The sequence below is a fragment of the Veillonella sp. VA137 genome (assembly GCF_003992015.1).
Taxonomy (GTDB): Bacteria; Bacillota; Negativicutes; order Veillonellales; family Veillonellaceae; genus F0422.
In genome coordinates, this window is sequence record NZ_RQVK01000001.1 from 1 (window position 1) to 21,421 (window position 21,421).

Consider the following 21,421-nt stretch of genomic DNA (forward strand, 5'->3'; position numbering starts at 1 on the left):
CCGTCCTCATTTACTCTTGTATGTTTGATATATTCCTCTTTAATTTTAAAGATAATTTCTGTATAATTAACTGTAGACATATATGACTCATCCTTTCTTAATTGTGTGGTTACTTTTATGATACGGTTTGAGTTTGTATATGTCTATTTTATTGCAAAAAAAGAATGTTGGCGACTACTCTTATATGAGTAGCCCCAACATTTATTATAGAGCCTAAAATTACCTAAACTATACGAACACTTACGAACATTGAAAATAGTATAGAACACTAAAAAACCGCTTATTCATCGGATTCGTGAACACTTACGAACACTTATGAATAAGCGGTTATTTCATTTGGTATTGTGGTGGAGACGAGGGGAGTCGAACCCCTGTCCAAACATGTTGCCCCCTAGACCTCTCCGAGCGCAGTTGATGTTTTAAATTTTGGATAGTGTTTGGACACCAACAACCTAAGCTATCCTAGCTCATGAGATTTAACTAGATCTAATTGAGCGGATAGAACTAGCTAGCCCGTAGTTTGACGCCACATCCCTCTCCACGGGCGAGAGAAGGTGTGACGTAGCTTATGCAGCTAATGCAAAATTTTCTTCTGCGTTTAATTTAAGGTTCACTGATTTATGGTCGAGTGAGACACCAGCTCGCTTTCTAAGATACACCCATACCTGTCGAAACCTTTACGTCCCCATATGTTATTATTGTCTTATAATTATATAGATATATGTTGTGAAAGTCAAATGTAAATATGTACTTTTTTATATAGATAGTGTATACTATTAAATATCATTCCTAGTACAGAGTCACAGGAGGAATCCTATGTCATATGAAACAGAAACAGTAGCTGAGTTTGAGCGTTTTTCTTCATTAACTGATGAAGAAATTGTTACTATCTATCAACGTGAGAATAATCATTATGCTACTGATTATATTGTGCAACGATATAAAAATTTTGTTCGATCCAAAGCTAGGTCCTATTTTTTAATGGGTGCTGATAAAGAAGATATTATACAAGAAGGCATGATTGGTTTATATAAAGCAACGCGTGATTTTAATCAAGACCATGAGGTTAGCTTTAAAGCGTTTGCTGAATTATGTATTACGCGACAAATCATTTCTGCCATAAAAGGGGCGAGTCGTCAAAAACATATCCCTTTGAACTCGTATATCTCTTTAAATAAGCCAGCCTATGATGACTCAGAACGAACGCTCATTGAAGTGTTAGAGACAGAAAAAAATCTAGATCCCCAAGAGGTAGTCATCAATAGAGAGCAATATGCTCTGATTAAGGAAGTAATGGAGGCTGTTCTTAGTCCTCTAGAGTGGGATGTATTGCGTGGATATATGGATGCCAAGTCGTATCAAGAGATGGCAGAAGAACATCATCGTTCTGTAAAATCCATTGATAATGCATTGCAGCGAGTAAAGAAAAAAATGGAAGTGTACTTCGGTCATAGCCGTTGATACAGAAAGGAAGAGATTCATGAGAGATTTTCTAATGGTTGTTGAAATTATTATTTCTATTCTTTTAATTGTGGTAGTAGTAGCACAAACTGGTAAAAGCGCAGGTATGGGCGGTGCTGTTTCTGGTGCAGCAGATTCCGTATTTGGTGGTAAAGAGCGTGGCGTAGATGGATTTTTATCACGCTGTACGGTGATTCTTGCTACTTTGTTCGTATTAGTTAGTCTAGCTTTAGATTTAGTGTTAAGTTCTTATTAATACATAAAAAACCCTACCCTATGGTAGGTTTTTTTTATAGAAATACTGAGGTACTATGAGAGAAGAAATATTAGGATTTTTTAGAGATATATGGCCTGAATCCTATCATATCGAAGATGTTCCTTTCATCTTAGGTTATAAAGGCGAAGAGATTCAGGCTTATTTTTCTGTATTACATGAGTTAGAAGAAGAAGGATGCATTCGTATTAAAGACGGTGAATATGGGGTCTATCAAAAAACAGAGGGCCCTCACCTAATAGGAATTTATAAGGCAAGTAAAAAAGGATTTGGATTTGTTATACCTTCGGAAGGTAATTTACCAGATGTATTCATTCCCAATGGTTGTGCAGGTACAGCTATGCATGATGATGAAGTAGAATATATTATCAAGCGAAAAGGTACGAGTAAACGAAATGCAGAAGGTATCATTCGTCGTGTTGTGACTCGAAATACAACTCGTGTAGTAGGCATATTTGAACGACTTCCTAAAAGTGGCTTTGTGACACCTCATAATGAACGATTAGGTGAGGATATTTATATTCCTTTAGAATGTACTATGGATGCACGAAGTGGTGCCACCGTAGTAGTTGAATTGACAGCTTGGCCAGAGGAACATCGCAAAGCAGAAGGCAAAATTGTGGGAATTGTAGGGGATAGTTCTACACTGGATTTAGATGTATTGTCCGTGATGGCTACCTTTGATTTGCCAAAAGAGTTTCCAAAAGATGTGCAAGAAGAGGCCCGGAAGATTTCTTTCACAATTACTGATGAAGTAGACCGCTTAGATTTACGCCACCAAGAAATGATCACCATCGATGGAGAAGATGCGAAGGATTTAGATGATGCTGTGCATGCGAAAGTATTGGACAATGGCAATATTGAATTGGGGGTTCATATTGCAGATGTCAGCCACTATGTACCGACTGGATCTATTATTGACCAAGAGGCATACCGCCGTGGTACCAGTGTCTATTTGGTGGACCGTGTCATCCCTATGTTACCGGTGGAGCTATCAAACGGCATTTGCTCTTTGAAAGCTAAAGAAGATCGCTATGCTATGTCCTGTATTATGGAAGTAAGTCCTCAAGGTAAAGTGTTGCACTATTCTATAAAGCCATCCATTATTCATATCACTCGTCGTTGTAGCTACAAGGAGATTTACTTAGCCTTAGAAGAGAACATTATTCCTGATGATTTGGCACCTCTCATGGATATGGTACGAACTTTGGAAACATTGGCATACCAATTAATAAAGATGCGCCAACAAGCTGGGGCCATAAGTTTTGAGCTTCCAGAGTATAAAGTTCTCTTAGATGCTACGGGCATTCCTCAACGAATCATACGAAAAGATAGAACCATTGCAGAAAAATTAATTGAACAATGCATGCTGTTGGCCAATGAAACGGTGGCAACTTTTCTTAGTGAACGTTTGGACACATCCATATATCGTATCCATGAAGATCCAAAGGATGCTAAGTTAGAGCAACTTATTACTGTCCTACATCATTCTGGATATCCTGTGAAATTACCAAGCAAGGTAGAGCCTAAGCATATTGAAGAATTATTGCAATCCGTCAGCGGTACAGAGATTGAACCGGTGGTACAGATCATGGTACTTCGTTCCATGCAACAAGCGAAATACAGCTCGGAACATATTGGGCATTTTGGGTTAGCATCTGACACATATACCCATTTTACATCACCCATCCGTCGCTATCCGGATTTGATGATTCATCGACTCTTGCGCTATGTATTGGGTGGCAAGCCAAAACGACTTGCATATATCGCTGATGAAGCATACTTAACACATGGAGCCACTCATTGCTCAGAGCGTGAACAAATCGCCACAGAAGCAGAACGTGAAACCTTGGACATGAAAAAGGTCCAGTATATGGCACAATATGTAGGTGAAAGTTTCGAAGGACATGTAAGTTCCATTACTGCCTTTGGTTTATTCATTGAACTTGACAATGGCGTGGATGGTTTAGTTCCATATAATTTGATGGATGATGACCATTATGTCTTTGATGAACCGCATTATATGGCTTATGGAAGAAGAAGCGGTAAAGAGTATCATTTAGGAACCCCTGTTACTGTGACTCTTATTAAGGCTGATATAGAACTTAGACAAATTGATTTTGTCATTGGAGAGGTAGAATACATCGATGGCTACTTACGGAGAGGTCAAGAAAGGAAACAATCCCTTTCTAGACCACAAAGGAAAAATAGATCACCGTATAAAAAGAAAAAAGATGAGAAACGAAATAATCGAGATAGACAAACTCATGATATAATAGAAACGACAGGTACCACGAAAGCGGTAGAGCAAATGCTACGCAAGCTGGATACAAAAAAGAAAACAGCGTTTTATGAAACGATACATAAAAAAAGTCATCGTAAACAAGGAAAGAAACAGAGGAAACGGTAATGGCGAAAGATAACAATGCATTAATTGTAGATAATCGCAAAGCTCGGCATGACTTTCATATTCATGAAACCTATGAGGCAGGCATTGCCCTTACAGGAACGGAAGTGAAGTCGATTCGGGCTGGGCGCATTAATTTAAAAGACAGTTTTTGTCGCATTGAAAATGGGGAACTTTTCTTATACCAAGTACATATCAGTAAATATGAGCAAGGCAATCAATTTAATCATGAGCCAGAACGGACACGTAAATTGCTTATGCATAAGCGTGAAATTCATAAACTATTAGGCCAAGTGAAAGAAAAAGGATACTCTTTGATTCCCTTAAACTTTCATTATAGTCATGGGTATGTAAAAGTTACCATTGGCCTTGTGACAGGTAAGAAAAATTATGATAAACGACAAGATATGGCGGAGCGAGATGCAAAACGAGATATTGAGCGTCGTATGAAAGAACAGAATCGTTAGGAAAGGAGGGTCTATGTTAGTCGATTTCCACATGCATACGAATGTATCAGACGGTACGTATATGCCAAGAGATTTAGTGGCATTAGCAAAAGAGAAACAAATACAAGCGATGTCTATTACAGATCATGATGAAGTAGGTGCTTATGGGCAATTAACAAGAGATGATAGAATGGGAATTCAAATCTATTATGGTTGTGAGTTTAGTACCTATTACAATGAGAAAGAAGTGCACGTATTGGGATATCAATTTTCCTTAGACCATCCGGAACTACAGGATTATATTTCTCACTTTAAAGAAGTACGTCGTTCTAGAATCCATAAAATGGTGGATAAATGTGCGGACGCAGGTTATGATATTTCCTATGAGGAATTGGTAAATACCTTTACCGATGCTGTGTCCTTTGGGCGCCCTCATATTGCGCAATTATTGATTGCTCACGGCTATGTGAAAACCGTAGGGGAAGCCTTTGATACCATGTTAAACCCCAATGGTCCTTGCTTTGTGCCGAAGGAAAAGTATGCCCCACAACAGGCCATTGATTTGATTCATCGTGCCGGTGGTATCGCTGTGTTAGCCCATCCTAAATTAGTGGAAAATGACACCTATGTACATGAATTGCTAACGCTTCCTTTTGACGGAGTGGAGGTCTATCATTCTAGTCATTCTACTGAGGATAGTGCTAAATACCATCAATTTGCCACTGATAGGGGATTGTTAATCTCCGGTGGATCCGACTTTCACGGGATACAAGATCGATTTCCTGAAAGTATCGGCCTTGGTGAATATGAAATACAAAGTGAATGGGTAGCAGAATTTATGAAAGCCTTACAAGGCGCATAGAGGTGTAGTATGGATGTAATCGCATTTATTGGCCCTAGCGGAACAGGTAAAAGTCATAGAGCATTAGTGGTGGCCCATGAACACCACGCATCTTGTATTATCGATGACGGCATATTAATTCATAATAATCGCATCGTAGGTGGATTTTCTGCTAAAAAAGAAGAAAATCGTATTAAAGCCGTTCGTCGTGCTATCTTTCAGGACAAACAACAGGTGGAAAGTGTGCGAAAAGCACTGGATGAAATTCAACCAGAACGCCTTATGATTTTAGGCACATCGGAGAATATGATTGGAAAAATCACGAAAGCCTTGGGGATTCCTGGGCCGTCCTATTATATTCATATTGAAGATGTAGCTAGTCCGAAGGATATTGAAAAAGCACAACATGCTAGATTAAAAGAGGGAAAACATATTATTCCCGTTCCATCGGTGGAGTTAAAACCTCACTTTAAAGGATTTTTAATCGACCCTATTAAGTCGTTCTGGCGCAGAACTAGATTGTCTTCGAAACAAGATGAAGGTTGGGAAAAATCTGTTATTCGCCCAGCTTTCAGCTATTATGGAAAACTGGTCTTTGAAGATGCAGTGATTCAAGCACTCATCAAAAATAGCATTGAAAAATCCCCAGGTGTGACAGATGTGCGCAGTATGGATATCAAAAAGAGCAAGGAAGTCACCAATGGGTTAATCTTACAAATTGACGTTACTGTTATGTTAGGATTCGTGGTAAAGGAAATCATGGATACGTTGCAAAAAACGATACGTCAAGAAATAGAATATATTACAGGCATGTCCATAGAGCGGCTTGCCATTAAGGTGGGTGGCACTATTGAGCCATCAAAAGTAAAATACAAGCATAAGGAGTAATATGAAGTCATACTATATTTATACATACGGTTGTCAAATGAATGAAAGTGATTCAGAACGATTGGCACATCAATTAGAGTCTGTTGGATATGTACCTACAGAAGATGTAGATTCTTCGGATTTGATTATTTTAAATACTTGTTGCGTTCGTGAAACAGCGGAAAATAAAATTTATGGCCGTATTGGCGAGTTAAAGCATTTGAAAGAAAAGAATAAAAACTTAATCATTGCCATCACTGGCTGTATGGCACAAAAGAACCAAGCGGATATGTTCAAACGAGCACCTCATATTGATATTGTATTGGGTACGCATAATATCCAACATATCAATGAAATGGTAAAAGAAGTGCAACGTACGAAAAAACGCCAAGTCAATGTAGAAATGGATAACACTGTATTACCAGAACTGGCGGCGAAACCAAATGGTACTTTCTTTGCGTGGGTACCAATTATGAATGGTTGTAATAAGTTCTGTACATACTGTATCGTACCCCATGTGCGGGGCCGTGAAATTAGCCGACCTGTAGAGTCCATTGTGAAGGATGTGCGTGAACTAGGTGAAAAGGGCTTTAAAGAAATCACTTTGTTGGGACAAAACGTAAACTCCTATGGTTTGGATTTTAAAGATGGTACAGACTTTGGTACTTTAGTAGATGCCTTAGATGGCATTCCAGGTATCGAGCGTATTCGTTATATGACAAGCCACCCCCAAGATATGACGAAAGGCATGGTAGATGCCTTAGGTCGTTCTTCTAATATTGTGACACAGTTACATTTACCAGTGCAGTCTGGATCTGACAACATTTTAAAACGAATGAATCGTCATTATTCTGTAGAACAATATAAAGAGTTGTTACAATATTGCCGTGAAAAAATCGATAGCGTTACTATCACAACAGACATTATTGTGGGTTTCCCTGGAGAAACAGAGGAAGATTTCCAACAAACATTGCAATTATTGAAAGACGTACGATATGATATGGCATTTACTTTCATCTATTCCAAACGCTCCGGCACACCAGCGGCGGAATTTGAAGAGCAAGTGCCAGAGGAAGTGAAACGTGTGCGTTTACAAGCCTTGATGGACGTGCAAAATGAGATTTCTCTCGAGTTGAACCAAGCCATGGAAGGTAAGGTGTATGATATTATTGTAGAAGGACCTAGCCGTACCGATGAAAATATGTGGTTTGGACGTACATCGGGCAATAAAATGGTCCTATTCCCTAAACAAGAGAACTTAAAAGTTGGGGATACTATTGATGTACGTATCGATAAAGGACAAACGTGGGTATTATACGGCACTGTACTATAGAAAGGAGTTAACAGAATGGGCAAGAAACAAACGCCTATGATGGAGCAGTATTTTAGTATTAAAGCTCGCTATGAAAAGGAACTATTATTTTTTCGGTTAGGCGACTTTTACGAGCTTTTTTACGACGATGCTATCACCGCATCACGAGAATTGAATATCACCTTAACAGGTCGCAATGCGGGTGAAGAAGATAAAGCTCCTATGTGTGGCGTTCCTTTCCATTCTGCAGAATCCTATATTGAAAAACTCATCAGTAAAGGCTACAAGGTAGCCATCTGTGAACAAGTGGAAGATCCTAAAGAGGCAAAGGGCATCGTAAAACGTGATGTCATCCGTGTCATCACACCAGGCACAGTACTCAGTGAAAATGGTACGAAAGATGGAGAAAATAACTTTTTAGCCTTGACCTATGAAACAGGGGGGCAGCGCATTGTGTTGTTCACGGATATCACTACTGGTGAAGTGATTTGGGAACGCATGGATTGCGGTAGTGAAAGTTCTTTATTTGATGCTTTCACCATGTATCAACCAAAAGAGCTTATCCTAGCTGGTAGTAGTGAATTACCTACTAGTATCCAAGATTTTTTGACACGTCAAATGTCAGGCATAGCCTTGTCTCCGTTCACGCCTACAGAAACTATAGACAGTATTCGTCTAAAAGGTCGTGAACATTTTTCTGACGCCGGCTTGCTAGAAGAAGATGTATTAGAAGCCTTAGGTTATGTAATTCTCTATTTACAAGAAATTATTAAAACAGATACGTCTCACATTAATTATGTGCACCAACTATCTGTGGGAGACCGCATGATATTGGACACATCTTGTTTGCGCCATTTGGAGATTACAAGAAATGTTCGAGATGGATCTAAAAAAGGTACACTCCTAGATGTACTAGATAAAACATTAACCCCTATGGGGGCTCGCATGTTGAAACAGTGGATTGAGCATCCTTTAATGGATATCCATCGCATCGTGCGCCGTCAAATGGGAATAGGTGAATCTATTGATAATCCGACCATGCGTAGTCAACTGCGTTCTTTATTAACTTCTGTCTATGACTTTGAACGCATTCTAAGCCGTGTAGAAACGGGGAGTGTGTCTCCTAGAGATTTTGCCTCCTTACGAGAATCTTTGCGGGTCTTACCGATGATTCAAGAGGTAATACAACATTGTACCTCTAATATTCTTCAAGACTGTCATATTATGATTCATACTCATGATGACCTATGTGACCTCTTAACACGTGCTATCGTGGATCAGCCGTCGTTAGCGTTGAAAGATGGTCATGTCATCCGTGATGGATACAGTGCAGAATTAGATGAATTACGTTCTTTGGCTACCAATAGTCAAGAGTGGCTACATCGCTTAGAAGAAGAGGCGAAACAAGCTACAGGGATTCGCCTAAAAACAGGATACAATAAAGTATTTGGCTACTATTTTGAAGTGTCCCAAGGGCAAGTAGGTTTAGTGCCAGATTATTTCATCCGTAAACAAACCTTAACCAATGCGGAGCGCTATATAACACCAGAGCTAAAAGAGTTTGAAATAAAAATGCTCAATGCAAAAGAGCAGATTCAAAAGTTGGAATATTCTTTGTATCAAGACTTGCGCCTTAAGGCAAAAGAAAATATTAAAGAGATCCAAGAGACGGCTCGTGGCATTGCCCAATTAGACGTGATTTTGAGCTTAGGGGAAGTGGCTTTTACCAACAAATATATATGTCCTACTATTGTTACAAATGGGGCCATTTCCATCAAAGATGGTCGCCATCCAGTGATTGAAACCTTGCTGAAACAGGAATTGTTCATTCCTAATGACGTGGTGTTGAACCATTCCGAAGAAGAGTTCATTCTTATTACAGGTCCTAACATGGCAGGTAAATCGACATACATGCGTCAAGTGGCTTTGCTCATGATTATGGCACAAATTGGATCTTTCATTCCAGCGAGAGAGGCCACTATTGCTCCTGTGGACAGAATTTTTACCCGCGTCGGTGCCAGTGATGATATCTCTACTGGTCAAAGTACTTTCATGGTGGAAATGAAAGAAGTATCCTATATCTTAGAGCATGCGACGTGCAACAGTCTAGTCATCCTCGATGAAATCGGCCGTGGTACTTCTACCTTTGATGGTCTTAGTATTGCTCGTGCCGTGGTGGAGCACATTTGTGAAACCATTCACTGTAAAAGTTTGTTTGCCACTCACTATCACGAGTTGATTGAACTAGAAGACCAATATAGTAAACTGAAAAACTATACGGTGGCAGTTAAAGATAAAGGCAATGATGTGCTATTTTTGCGCCGCATTGTAAAAGGTGGTGCAGACCGCAGTTATGGTATCCATGTGGCTAAATTAGCAGGTCTTCCTAAGGCTGTTCTAGATCGAGCTAACACAATTCTATCTCATTTGGAAGATGGAAAAGTAGTATCGGAAGCAGTGCCTAAGAAAAAAGAAAAGCCAAGTGCTACAGGACCGCTATTCGGGAGTGGTGATTTATTTACACAACCCATTCTGGATCAGTTATTAAAGCTAGATATTATGAGTATGACCCCCATAGAGGCCATCAGTGAATTATATCGTTTACAAGAAGAGGCGAAACAAGGAGGTGGCAAGTAATGCCAACCATTCATGTCCTAGATGAAACGACTATCAATCAGATAGCAGCCGGTGAAGTGGTAGAACGCCCTGCCTCTGTTATCAAAGAGTTAGTAGAAAATGCTATCGATGCAGGAGCTACTTCTATTGAAGTAGAAATTGTAGAAGGTGGCATTGAATATATGCGTATTACCGACAATGGGTGCGGTATGTCCGAAGTAGATGCACGGCTAGCCGTATTGCGTCACGCTACTAGTAAAATTCGCAGTGCTGACGATTTATACGATATTGCCTCTTTAGGTTTTCGTGGTGAAGCGATTGCCAGTATTGCCTCTGTATCTAAGTTTACCTTACGGACCCGTCAGGAAACGGATACTATGGGCACACGGATTTATATCGAAGGTGGTCATATGGTAGATTGCGATCCATGTGGCACATCGGTGGGCACCTCCATTGAGGTGAAAGATCTATTCTATAACACCCCTGCTCGTAGAAAGTTTTTAAAATCTACTCGTACAGAAGCGAATAAGATTCAAGATATGATTGGCAAACTGGCACTGAGCCACACCCATATTGCTTTCAAATGTATTGTGGATACACGAGTTACCATCATGACACCAGGGAATCATAAGATGGTGGATACTATCGCCGCTCTCTATGGATTTAAAGTTAGTGAAGATGTATTTCCCATTGCTTATGAGGCGGAAGGTATTTATGTGGAAGGTGTGGTCAGCAAGCCAACGGTACTAAAAAGTAGCCGTCAATGGCAGACGACCATCGTAAACCAACGTGTCATTGCCGACAAAGCTATCTACAAGGCTATCGATACGGCGTACCATGCCCTATTACCAAAAGGTGGCTATCCCTTGGTGGTGTTACAAATCGTAGTACCTCCAGGGACCGTAGATATCAATGTACACCCAAGAAAAAGTGAAGTGAAATTCTCCGATGATAAACCAGTTTTTAAAGCAGTGTATAACAGTATTTTACAAGCCTTAGAACATCCGACTCATCACAGGACTAGCCAGCAAGAAGAAACCATTGCTACAGCCATCGACTACGATAAAGTATTCACTGGACGTTCCCAAGGATTTACAGTGATGCGTGAAAAAACAGAGGCTCTCGTGGATACGATTCGTCAAAAGGGATATACAGCGCCACAGCGCACTGTGTATGAGCAAGCTAACTTTAACGAAACCCTTGATGTGAATGAAAACTTTGTGCCTAAAAGTTATACTCAAGAGGATAAAGATCGGTTCAGAGCTATCCGTGAATCACGGCCTAATTTAGTACCAAGTTCTGTAGAGCCATATATAAACCATACTGGAAATGAATCCGTATCGAGATATCTAAGTGCAGCACAAGGTCTAGCAGATGATTCTCACACTGGGGATGCTCTTGGTATAGATAGTTCCTATGATACTGATCATGGTAATTCATATGATACTAATGCTAGTAAAACAGTAGCTAATCATGGATTGCTTCCTATGGGCCAAGTAGCCTCTTGCTATATTTTGGCAAAAAAAGGCGATGATTTATACATTATCGACCAACATGCAGCGCACGAACGTGTGCGGTATGACAAACTATGCAAATCATCTGAGTCCATTCCAATGCAGGAATTATTAATGCCTATGCACATGGATGTGAGCGAGGAAGAATTAACATTGGCAGAAGAACAGAGAGATGCATTGTTAGATTTAGGATTCCAAGTAGACCAAGGAGGACCCACTTCCTTACGTATTGATGGTCATCCTGTGGATATTATTGAAAGCAAAGTTCCAGAGATTTTACAATATGTATTTTCCTACATGCATGATCATCAAAGTCCAAGTGCAGCCCAATTACGTCATGAAATGTTGGCCTATTCCTCCTGTCGTGGTGCCATTAAAGCAGGACATAATCTGAACTTGGTACAAATTGATGCCTTATTGAATGATTTATTTACCACAGATAAGCCCTATGTATGTCCTCATGGACGACCTACGATTATTAAATTTACACCAGATGAATTAGGAAAATTGTTTTTACGGAGTTAGTATGTATTTCATTAGCACAAGTTCAAAGACAAATGCATATCTCATTGAACAGGCTAAGGAGTTAAGTAAACTTCTACAAATGCCCTATGTGCCACGAAAGCATCAGTCTGTAGAAGAATTATTAGATGTACATCATTGTGCGGGTGCCTTAGTCATCACCAAGGAAGGTCCTTCGTTTGTGACAAAAGAAGGGATGCCCCATCAATTTCATCTGTCTATGGCACATTTGCGCTTGTTAGAAATCGACCGTGGACATAGAGACCATCTGCTACGAGCTATCGGCTATGAAACGGTCACATCTGTTTTAGATTGTACCGCTGGATTAGGTTCAGATAGTGCTGTTATCAGCTATGGTTGTCCACAGTTAACACGTCATACGGCTATTGAAGGACATCCTATCTTGGGGTATATCACCAATTATGGATTTCGACACTTTCAGCATAAAAATCCTAATGTAACAGAGGCGTTGCGCCGTATTCAATTGGTTATTTGTAACTATCAGGATTACCTAAAACAGATAGAACCTAATCGGTATGATGTTATCTATTTGGACCCTATGTTTGAAAATCCTGTTTATGAAAGTCCTCAGTTTCTGCAGTGGCGTGGTCATTTACTAGAATCTAAGATATCTTCAGACATTGTAGAACTCGGCTTGGAAAAATCGAAACGTTTGGTCATTAAAGAGCGAAAAGGTAGTCGTTTATTCAAAGACATTCCACCTATAGAGATGGTGGGTGGTAAATATAGTTCCATCGCTTATGGTATCTATGAAAGGAGGTAAGATGAACCAGTTAATCACTATTTTGGGTCCTACCGCAGTAGGGAAAACAGCACTTACCTTACGGATGGCGGAAACCTTACAATCTCCCGTACTATCTGGAGATGCGTACCAAATTTATAAAGGGTTGACCATTGGCACTGCTAAACCTACCCTTGAAGAATTGAACAGAGTGCCTCACTATTTCATCGATACTCATGAGCCTAATGACTCGTATAGTGTGGCAGAGTTCAATGCACAAGCTAACACTGTCATATATGCTGTTAACAAGGACGGTAAGATTCCCATCTTATCTGGTGGTACAGGGCTGTATGTTCAATCCTTGCTAGAAGGATATGACTTTTTAGATGTACCTCGCAATGACAGTTTACGCCTTGAATTAGATAACATTTTTGATACCTCTGGATTAGAAGGTTTGCAAGCCTATGCTAATGAATTGGCTGAAAAAGAAGGTCTTACCTTACCATTTCAAGATAAACATCGCCTATACCGTGCGATCGAGTGTGTCTTAGCTGGTGAGGGACATGCCTTATTAACGCCATCAAAAGAAGGATTAGTCTTTCATGGTCCTGTCATCGGCTTAGAACGGTCCAGGGAAGAACTATACGAACGGATTAACCTTCGAGTAGAGTATATGGTTCGAGATGGCTTATTCGAGGAAGTAGAACAGCTATTGGAATCTGGTGTAAAACCAGATTCACAGGCTTTCAAAGGCATTGGATATAAAGAGATTATTCCTTACTTTCAAGGGGAATATTCAAAAGAACGGGCTATTGAATTAGTACAACAACATACACGACAATTTGCAAAGCGGCAAATTACGTGGTATAAACGGATGCCGTATATTCAGTGGATTTCTATCACTCCAAATCGCAGTGAAGAAAGTATTTATGAGGAAGCTATGGAGCTGGTTAAAACTAGTTTTGAGTTTTCTATACATAGAAAGGAATAGAATGACTGTAGAAGAAATCCGTCAACAGGCTCTTGAGTTAGCTGAAAAAGAGTTCAAAAAATTTGAGCCTGTGGCGTTATATAATACAAAAAAAGTACTGGAAGCATTTAAAGAGTGCCAACTTTCAGATTATCATTTTAATGGTACCAGTGGCTATGGTTACAATGATGTAGGCCGTGAGAAACTAGACGAGGTGTTCGCTCACGTATTTAAAGGAGAGCGTGCCATCGTGCGCCCTCATTTCGTGTCCGGCACCCATGCATTAGCCACAACCTTGCAAGCTATCTTAGGAAACGGGGCGAAAGGGAAAGAGTTCGTTTATGCTGTAGGGCAACCATACGATACGATGCAATCCGTCATTGGTGCGTCACGCCATGTGCCAGGATCATTAACAGAGCAAGGTTTCATCTATAAAGAAGTTCCTTTGGTGAATAACACTTACGATTTAGAAGGTATTCACCAAGCTATTACAAAAGATACTCGTGTGGTGGTGATCCAACGATCTAGAGGGTATAGTACGCGAGAACCTTTATCTGTAGAAGACATTGGTACCATTGTGAAAGCTGTAAAAGAAGTGAATCCTGAGACCATAACCTTTGTGGATAATTGTTATGGTGAATTTACAGAAATTAGAGAGCCTCTAGAAGTAGGAGCAGATATTATGGCAGGCTCCCTCATTAAAAATGCTGGCGGCGGTATTGCTCCTACCGGAGGTTACGTGGTAGGGCGAGATGACCTAGTAGAACAAGTGGGGTATCAATTAACGGCTCCAGGATTGGGTGACCATATGGGATCCTACGCGCCGGGATATCGCCTATTCTTCCAAGGATTATTCTTAGCACCTCATGTGGTATTACAAGCCTTGAAAGGAGCTGTCTATACAGCGGCAGTGGGAACCTTATTGGGATATGATGTATTTCCAAAAGTCGATGCACCTCGTTTTGATTTGATCCAAGCTATTAACTTACACGGACCAGAAGAAATGGAATACTTCTGCCGTGGCATGCAAGCCTATAGCCCTGTAGATGCTCATGTACATCCAATCCCAGGAGATATGCCTGGTTACGAAGATAAAATTATCATGGCAGGGGGCACCTTCGTACAAGGATCTTCCATTGAACTAAGTGCAGACGGACCAGTACGACCACCGTACACTATCTTTATGCAAGGCGGACTTGTGTTTGAGCACTCTATGCTAGGAATCTTGGGAGCTGCGGAAGAGATATTAAAACATAGAGGGTAGAATATTTACTTTTTACTAGTATAGAAAGGGGGGACGACGTGAAAGAATGGATTGAGATTGTCGGTTCGATAGTAGCCTTACTATTAGAAGCTACCCCACAATGTATATCCATTGCAATACGTCAAATTGAATGAAAACAAAAACACAAAAATTCTTGTTAGTGTTGGCAATTATTGCCTTTGCATCTAACATTTATACAGGTATGAATTGGAGCTCATGGATTAATGGTGCTTTGATTGGTTACCTTTACAGAACATGGATAGGTGATGATAATGCCTAGAGGTGGAACACGAGAAGGTGCAGGCCGTAAAGTTGGGTGGCGTAAAGGATATAGCGAGGCTAGACAAGGTCATCAAATCCGATTGCACGAAGATGAATGGGAAGTAGTTAAAGCATTTGCCAACTTAGTAAAACAAGATATTAATAAAGCGAGAGAAAAGTTAAAAGAATTAGAAGATGAACTGGTTAAAGTCTAATTATTTATTGTTGCTTTAATGAATAACTGAATGTTTAAGAGTTGGAAAAGTTACAAAGCTCTAAAATATAAAAAGGTTTATACAAAATGGTAAGACTACAAAAACAATATGAAGCAGAGAATATGGTAACATATGATTATTATCCTAATAATGGAACAGATTATGGGACATTTTCAGTAGATAAAACAACTCTCAACTTTACGGTTGAATGCTTAGATCCAATCTATCCGGAATTATTTTTTTCAAAGCTTTAATAAAAGTCAAAGAAATGATTGCAAATAATGATTGCAAGAATGAAGCAAGCATTATATGGTATTGATTAATTTAACTTTGAGTTTTATTGATAAGAATTGTATCGGGTATTTTCTGCATAATTTATTAAAAAAGCTTTACCAATTACTAATATTTTTTGTAGAATAGGTATAAGAACTTCTCGAGGTAGAAAATTTGTGGCCTCTACACAACTAGAAATAGGATTGAGATGTGGGGTAAGCGACACCCACCGAGAAGTATTAAAACCACTTACATTAGTAGGTGGTTTTTCTATTATTTATCTTCATATTTTAATCATAAAAAAGTATAATATATGTATGAAGGGAGGCGAAAACGTGAAAGAATGGATTGAGGTTATCGGTTTAATACTAGCTGTACTATTATGAGCAATCCGCCAATGTATATCCATTGTTACACGTTGAACAGAATGAAAATAATATTGAAAGTGTACGTAGTATTAGCAATTGCAGTGTTTATAAGTAAAATTTACACAGGGTTAGATTGGAGTTCATGGATAAATGGCTTCGTTGTTAGCTATGCAATTACAGTTGTAGTTAAACTTATGGGCGGTGATAAGAATGCCTAGAGGTGGAGCACGAGAAGGTGCAGGTAGACCATTAACAGGTGGAGAGCTTAGAAAGCAACGCCAATTAAGGGCTACAGAGGAAGAATGGCAAATCATTAGAGAGTTTTCTCAAATCTTGAAAAAAGATAAAGAACGAGCCAAACGGATGTTAGAAGTAAAATAGTTATGAGGACGCTTAGAGATAGGCCTCCTTTTATGTTATATAAAAGATGGTGATGATTTGATAAAAGCGTATGTAGTAAGAAACGATTCTTGAATAATAGGCTGCTTTAAAGGTCATAGAGATCATCTTGCTAGACTATTATATTTTTTATATAATAAAAACATAAATAATAGACAACTGGAAATACATGAGATTGTTTGTTTTAGTATTAAAGAAAATGAATATAAAGAGGGTGTTGCGGTATGTTGAACAAACCAATAAATAGTAAAGATAACATAAAATATGATTATCTTGATGATTTTAAAAACAATCCAGAACAAGTGATAACATGGGAGACAAAAAAAGCCTATTTTGCAAGTGCAGATGAATTTTGCAGAATGTTAGCTGAAGATAAAGAATATCAAGACTTTCTTGATGCATTATGTAAAAAATTTGGATACTAACCACTTACTAAGGTAGGTGGTTTTTTATTATGAGAAATGGATAATTAAGCCAATTATGGGTTTAAAATATTGTCATTATTACATAAAATACGATATAATATAGTGATATGTATAAGTATAATTTTTTGTTCAATTATACATCTTCAGACTTTCAATCTGTTTTGATGTATCAATTTGATGGTAGGAGATAATATGGACAAAGTATATGCAGTAGCTATGAGCGGTGGCGTAGATAGTTCTTTAACCGCTTCAATGTTATTAGAACAAGGGTATAAGGTATTTGGTATTACCTTGCGTTTATGGGTAAGCGACACGGCGGAAGATGAAATTCCCCAAGCTGTGGTGGATGCGAAGAAAATGTGCGATTTTCTTGGTATTGAACATCATGTGGTGGATGCGAAAGACATCTTTAAAGACAATGTGGTAGATTATTTTATCACGGAATATTCCAATGGTCGTACACCGAATCCATGCGTGTTCTGTAATCGCAATATTAAATTCGATTTGTTATTACAACGTGCCTTATCCTTAGGGGCTACACACATGGTGACAGGTCATTATGCGCAGGTTATGTACAATGAGGCAGCACAGCGGTATGAATTACATAAAGGTGACGATCCAACGAAGGATCAAAGTTATGTATTGTACACGTTAACCCAAGATATTTTAAAACATTTAGTCTTTCCTTTGGGGAATCAACCAAAAACGAAAACTCGCGAAATGGCTCATGAAAAAGAATTGCCTGTATGGGATAAACCAGATAGCTTAGATATCTGTTTCTTGCCGAATCACAATTACCAAGGGTTCATCGAAAAAACATCGAAATCGAAACCTAAATCAGGGCGTATTGTTCATGAAAATGGTGAGGTGTTAGGTACGCATAATGGATTATATAATTATACAATTGGACAACGTAAGGGCTTGGGCATTGCGTATGCATACCCTCTCTATGTTGTGAAATTAGATGGCGAAACAAATGAGGTTATCGTTGGTCCTAATGAAAGTTTATTCTCTCGCACCATGTTGTGTAAAAACTATAACTTCCTAGACGGAGTTGTGCCTACAACATTACAAGCGGAAGGTAAGATTCGGTATGCTGCGAAACCATCACCATGTACTGTTACTTTCACAGAGGACGGTACTATGAAAGTTGAATTTACGGAACCACAACGCGCCATTACACCGGGGCAATCTGTCGTATTCTATGAAGGAAGTCGAGTTCTTGGTGGTGGTGTAATAGATATTGTTTGTTAGAAAGGGAAGTCATGAGTACATCACATATTCGTAATTTTTGTATCATTGCTCATATTGACCATGGTAAGTCCACGCTAGCGGATCGTTTAATCGAAGAAACTGGGTCTTTGACGAAACGAGAAATGCAAGCCCAAGTCTTAGACTCCATGGACCTAGAACGGGAACGGGGCATTACGATTAAAGCCCAATCCGTTCGTTTATTGCACACTGCAAAAGATGGACAAGAATACACATTAAATTTAATCGACACACCGGGTCACGTGGACTTCAGTTATGAAGTATCCCGTTCCTTGGCAGCTTGCGAAGGAGCCTTGTTGGTGGTGGATGCTGCACAAGGTGTAGAGGCGCAAACTTTGGCCAATGTCTATTTGGCATTGGAACATGATTTGGAAATCATTCCTGTCATTAATAAAATTGATTTGCCAAGCGCAGATCCTGAACGTGTAAAACGTGAAATCGAAGATGTTATCGGCTTAGATGCATCTGACGCTATTTTAGCCAGTGCTAAGTCTGGTATTGGTATACAAGATATTTTAGAGGCTATTGTAGAGAAAATTCCTGCGCCACCAGATCATTCTGATAAACCAGCACGTGCTTTAATTTTCGACTCTCGCTTTGACTCCTACAAAGGTGCCATTGCTTACGTACGTGTGCAAGAAGGTTCTTTGAAAGTAAAAGATACCATCCGTATGATGCACAGTTCTAAGGATTTTGAGGTCACTGAATTAGGCGTATTTACACCGCATTTATTACCAGTCCAAGAATTGCCATGTGGGTCTGTAGGCTGTGTGGCAGCAAGTATTAAAAACGTTCGTGACTGTCGTGTAGGGGATACGATCACAAAAGCAGATAATCCAGCGGAAGAACCATTACCAGGATACCGTAAAGCCGTGTCTATGGTGTATTGTGGTCTTTATCCAACAGATTCTAAAGATTACGAAAACTTGCGGGATGCCTTAGAAAAATTAAACCTAAACGACGCTGCTTTAGAATACGAAGCAGAAACATCCTTGGCATTAGGCTTTGGATTCCGTTGCGGTTTCCTTGGATTGTTGCATATGGATGTCATCCAAGAACGATTGGAACGTGAGTACAATCTATCCTTGATTACGACGGCTCCAAGTGTAAACTATAAGGTATACAAAACTAATGGGGAAGTCATCGAAGTGGACAACCCTGCTAAATTACCACCGCCAACTGAAATCGACTATGTAGAGGAGCCATATGTAAAGGCTACCACTATCGTCCCTAAAGATTATGTGGGGGCCATTATGGAACTTTCACAGGACAAACGTGGGGAATACATCAGTATGGAATATATTGATGAAAGCCGTGTATCCATCGTGTATCATTTGCCATTAGGGGAAATCATTTACGATTACTTTGATAAATTGAAATCTGCTACGAAAGGCTACGCATCCTTGGATTACGAATTGATTGGCTACCAACAATCTCCAATGGTAAAAATGGATATCTTATTAAATGGAGATCCTGTAGATGCCTTAAGTATTATCGTTCATAAAGATCGCGCTCAATTACGTGGCCGTGCCCTTGCTGAGAAATTGAAAGAATTGATTCCTCGTCAAAACTTTGAAATTCCAATCCAAGCGGCAGTGGGGACAAAAATTGTGGCTCGTGAAACGGTAAAAGCATGGCGTAAAGACGTATTGGCAAAATGTTATGGCGGTGATATTTCCCGTAAACGTAAATTGCTAGAAAAACAAAAAGAAGGTAAAAAACGTATGAAAGCCGTAGGGTCTGTAGAGATTCCACAAGAGGCATTCATGGCGATTTTGAAAGTAGAAAACTAATGAATACAACTCGTATTCCAGTAGGCGACAGGGGAATGTATATCCACATTCCCTTTTGCCGTCAAAAGTGTACCTACTGTGATTTTCCTTCGTACCAAGGATTAGAAGACTATTTTGATGTGTATGCCTATGCGTTGCGCCAAGAGATTGAATCTAGTCAATCCCTGTTGGGGACAGAGCCCTTCGATACGATTTACTTCGGCGGTGGCACACCGACTGTGTTGTCCATTAAGGAATTGAATCGTATATTAGAGACAGTGTATAAAATATATACGATCAGTAGCGATGTGGAAATTACCATAGAGGCTAACCCTGGTGAAGTAGACACACAATACTTGCGACACTTATATGAGCTTGGCATCAACCGTATCAGTTTCGGTGTGCAAACGTTTCGTGATGACCATTTGCGTGTATTGCACCGAACTCATACGGCAAAGATGGCACAGCAAGCTGTATTAGATGCCTATGAGGTAGGGTTTCGTAATATTAGCATTGATCAGATCTATGGATTACCACAACAAACATTGGAAGATATTTCTTATAATCTAGAAGTCATTCAGTCTTTGCCGATTAGCCATATCTCAATCTATGGCCTGCAAGTGGAACCTAGTACCTTATTACATCGCCAAGTCATGGATCATTCGGTTATATTACCGTCTGAAGATATATGCGAACAGATGTACGACTGCCTTGTAGAAGGGTTAAAAAAACAGATGTTCGATAGATATGAAATTGCTAGTTTTGGTAAAGATGGGGCTTTCAGTCGTCATAATATCAAATACTGGCATGGCGCTGATTACATCGGCTTTGGTGCTGGTGCCCATTCCTTTGTGGGGAATCGGCGCTTTCAGAATACTCCTTACGTGGTGCCTTACATCCATAAGATTGAAATGGGTGAAAGTCCTTGCATAGAAGAAGAAATGATTACTAGTCCTCGTGACTATGAAGATTTTTGCTTTCTTGCATTGCGCACAAAGTGGGGGTTAGTACCTAGTTTATTTGAAAGTCGATTTAATCTAGACTTTCACAATATATATGGATCTATTGTAATAGATCTAATACGTAAACAATTGCTTGTTTATGAAGATGATGCATATCGTCTCACTAAGGAAGGGGCCAAGCACGGCAATTATGTGTTTAGTCAGTTCCTTACGTCCTAAGTAGGAATGTACGCCCATA

Annotated in this window: 19 protein-coding genes and 1 other RNA gene; 19 read left to right on the forward strand and 1 reads right to left on the reverse strand. The window is 39.5% G+C overall.

Annotated elements, in window-relative coordinates; all coding sequences use genetic code 11:
- Window positions 1-345: 345 nt before the first annotated feature.
- Window positions 346-687: a transfer-messenger RNA gene (gene ssrA, locus EO116_RS00005) on the reverse strand.
- Window positions 688-816: 129 nt separating this feature from the next.
- Between ssrA and sigH the strand changes: the two genes are divergently transcribed.
- The 19 genes from sigH (at window position 817) to hemW (ending at window position 21,402) form a co-directional block, all read left to right on the forward strand.
- The gene (sigH, locus tag EO116_RS00010; protein WP_127160097.1) at window positions 817-1,461 is read left to right on the forward strand and encodes an RNA polymerase sporulation sigma factor SigH; all 645 of its coding nucleotides are present in this window, start codon (window positions 817-819) and stop codon (window positions 1,459-1,461) included.
- A 19-nt stretch (window positions 1,462-1,480) separates the two neighbouring features.
- Window positions 1,481-1,717: a preprotein translocase subunit SecG gene (secG, locus tag EO116_RS00015; RefSeq protein WP_126939070.1), complete on the forward strand. Its 237-nt coding sequence runs from the start codon at window positions 1,481-1,483 to the stop codon at window positions 1,715-1,717.
- Between the two features lie 55 nt (window positions 1,718-1,772).
- Complete coding sequence (gene rnr / locus EO116_RS00020; RefSeq protein WP_127160098.1) at window positions 1,773-4,145, forward strand: ribonuclease R; 2,373 nt, start codon at window positions 1,773-1,775, stop codon at window positions 4,143-4,145.
- The gene (smpB, locus tag EO116_RS00025) at window positions 4,145-4,609 is read left to right on the forward strand and encodes an SsrA-binding protein SmpB (RefSeq protein ID WP_127160099.1); all 465 of its coding nucleotides are present in this window, start codon (window positions 4,145-4,147) and stop codon (window positions 4,607-4,609) included. The genes rnr and smpB overlap by 1 nt, the downstream gene beginning before the upstream one ends.
- A gap of 13 nt (window positions 4,610-4,622) precedes the next feature.
- Window positions 4,623-5,450: a PHP domain-containing protein gene (locus EO116_RS00030; RefSeq protein ID WP_127160100.1), complete on the forward strand. Its 828-nt coding sequence runs from the start codon at window positions 4,623-4,625 to the stop codon at window positions 5,448-5,450.
- 9 nt (window positions 5,451-5,459) lie between these two features.
- Window positions 5,460-6,317, forward strand: a complete 858-nt coding sequence (locus EO116_RS00035) for a hypothetical protein (RefSeq protein WP_127160101.1) — start codon at window positions 5,460-5,462, stop codon at window positions 6,315-6,317.
- A 1-nt stretch (window position 6,318) separates the two neighbouring features.
- A complete protein-coding gene (miaB, locus tag EO116_RS00040; RefSeq protein ID WP_127160102.1) occupies window positions 6,319-7,629 on the forward strand; it encodes a tRNA (N6-isopentenyl adenosine(37)-C2)-methylthiotransferase MiaB in 1,311 nt (436 codons plus the stop codon).
- Window positions 7,630-7,644: 15 nt separating this feature from the next.
- The gene (gene mutS / locus EO116_RS00045) at window positions 7,645-10,245 is read left to right on the forward strand and encodes a DNA mismatch repair protein MutS (protein WP_127160103.1); all 2,601 of its coding nucleotides are present in this window, start codon (window positions 7,645-7,647) and stop codon (window positions 10,243-10,245) included.
- Window positions 10,245-12,263, forward strand: a complete 2,019-nt coding sequence (gene mutL, locus EO116_RS00050; RefSeq protein WP_127160104.1) for a DNA mismatch repair endonuclease MutL — start codon at window positions 10,245-10,247, stop codon at window positions 12,261-12,263. The genes mutS and mutL overlap by 1 nt, the downstream gene beginning before the upstream one ends.
- A gap of 1 nt (window position 12,264) precedes the next feature.
- Window positions 12,265-13,044 (forward strand): class I SAM-dependent methyltransferase, encoded by a 780-nt coding sequence (locus EO116_RS00055; protein ID WP_127160105.1) that lies wholly within the window; start codon window positions 12,265-12,267, stop codon window positions 13,042-13,044.
- Between the two features lies 1 nt (window position 13,045).
- Complete coding sequence (miaA, locus tag EO116_RS00060; protein WP_127160106.1) at window positions 13,046-13,993, forward strand: tRNA (adenosine(37)-N6)-dimethylallyltransferase MiaA; 948 nt, start codon at window positions 13,046-13,048, stop codon at window positions 13,991-13,993.
- Window position 13,994: 1 nt separating this feature from the next.
- Complete coding sequence (locus tag EO116_RS00065; protein ID WP_127160107.1) at window positions 13,995-15,236, forward strand: methionine gamma-lyase family protein; 1,242 nt, start codon at window positions 13,995-13,997, stop codon at window positions 15,234-15,236.
- A 130-nt stretch (window positions 15,237-15,366) separates the two neighbouring features.
- On the forward strand, window positions 15,367-15,516 hold the full coding sequence (locus tag EO116_RS08390; protein WP_164726005.1) for a hypothetical protein: 150 nt from the start codon (window positions 15,367-15,369) through the stop codon (window positions 15,514-15,516).
- On the forward strand, window positions 15,509-15,712 hold the full coding sequence (locus tag EO116_RS00070; protein ID WP_164726006.1) for a hypothetical protein: 204 nt from the start codon (window positions 15,509-15,511) through the stop codon (window positions 15,710-15,712). Before EO116_RS08390 ends, EO116_RS00070 begins: the two co-directional genes overlap by 8 nt.
- A gap of 851 nt (window positions 15,713-16,563) precedes the next feature.
- Window positions 16,564-16,734 (forward strand): hypothetical protein, encoded by a 171-nt coding sequence (locus EO116_RS08395; protein ID WP_164726007.1) that lies wholly within the window; start codon window positions 16,564-16,566, stop codon window positions 16,732-16,734.
- Window positions 16,735-16,976: 242 nt separating this feature from the next.
- On the forward strand, window positions 16,977-17,177 hold the full coding sequence (locus tag EO116_RS00075; protein WP_127160109.1) for a hypothetical protein: 201 nt from the start codon (window positions 16,977-16,979) through the stop codon (window positions 17,175-17,177).
- A gap of 192 nt (window positions 17,178-17,369) precedes the next feature.
- On the forward strand, window positions 17,370-18,431 hold the full coding sequence (gene mnmA / locus EO116_RS00080; RefSeq protein WP_127160110.1) for a tRNA 2-thiouridine(34) synthase MnmA: 1,062 nt from the start codon (window positions 17,370-17,372) through the stop codon (window positions 18,429-18,431).
- 11 nt (window positions 18,432-18,442) lie between these two features.
- The gene (lepA, locus tag EO116_RS00085) at window positions 18,443-20,242 is read left to right on the forward strand and encodes a translation elongation factor 4 (RefSeq protein ID WP_062403449.1); all 1,800 of its coding nucleotides are present in this window, start codon (window positions 18,443-18,445) and stop codon (window positions 20,240-20,242) included.
- A complete protein-coding gene (gene hemW, locus EO116_RS00090; RefSeq protein WP_164726008.1) occupies window positions 20,242-21,402 on the forward strand; it encodes a radical SAM family heme chaperone HemW in 1,161 nt (386 codons plus the stop codon). Before lepA ends, hemW begins: the two co-directional genes overlap by 1 nt.
- The last annotated feature ends 19 nt before the right edge of the window (window positions 21,403-21,421 follow it).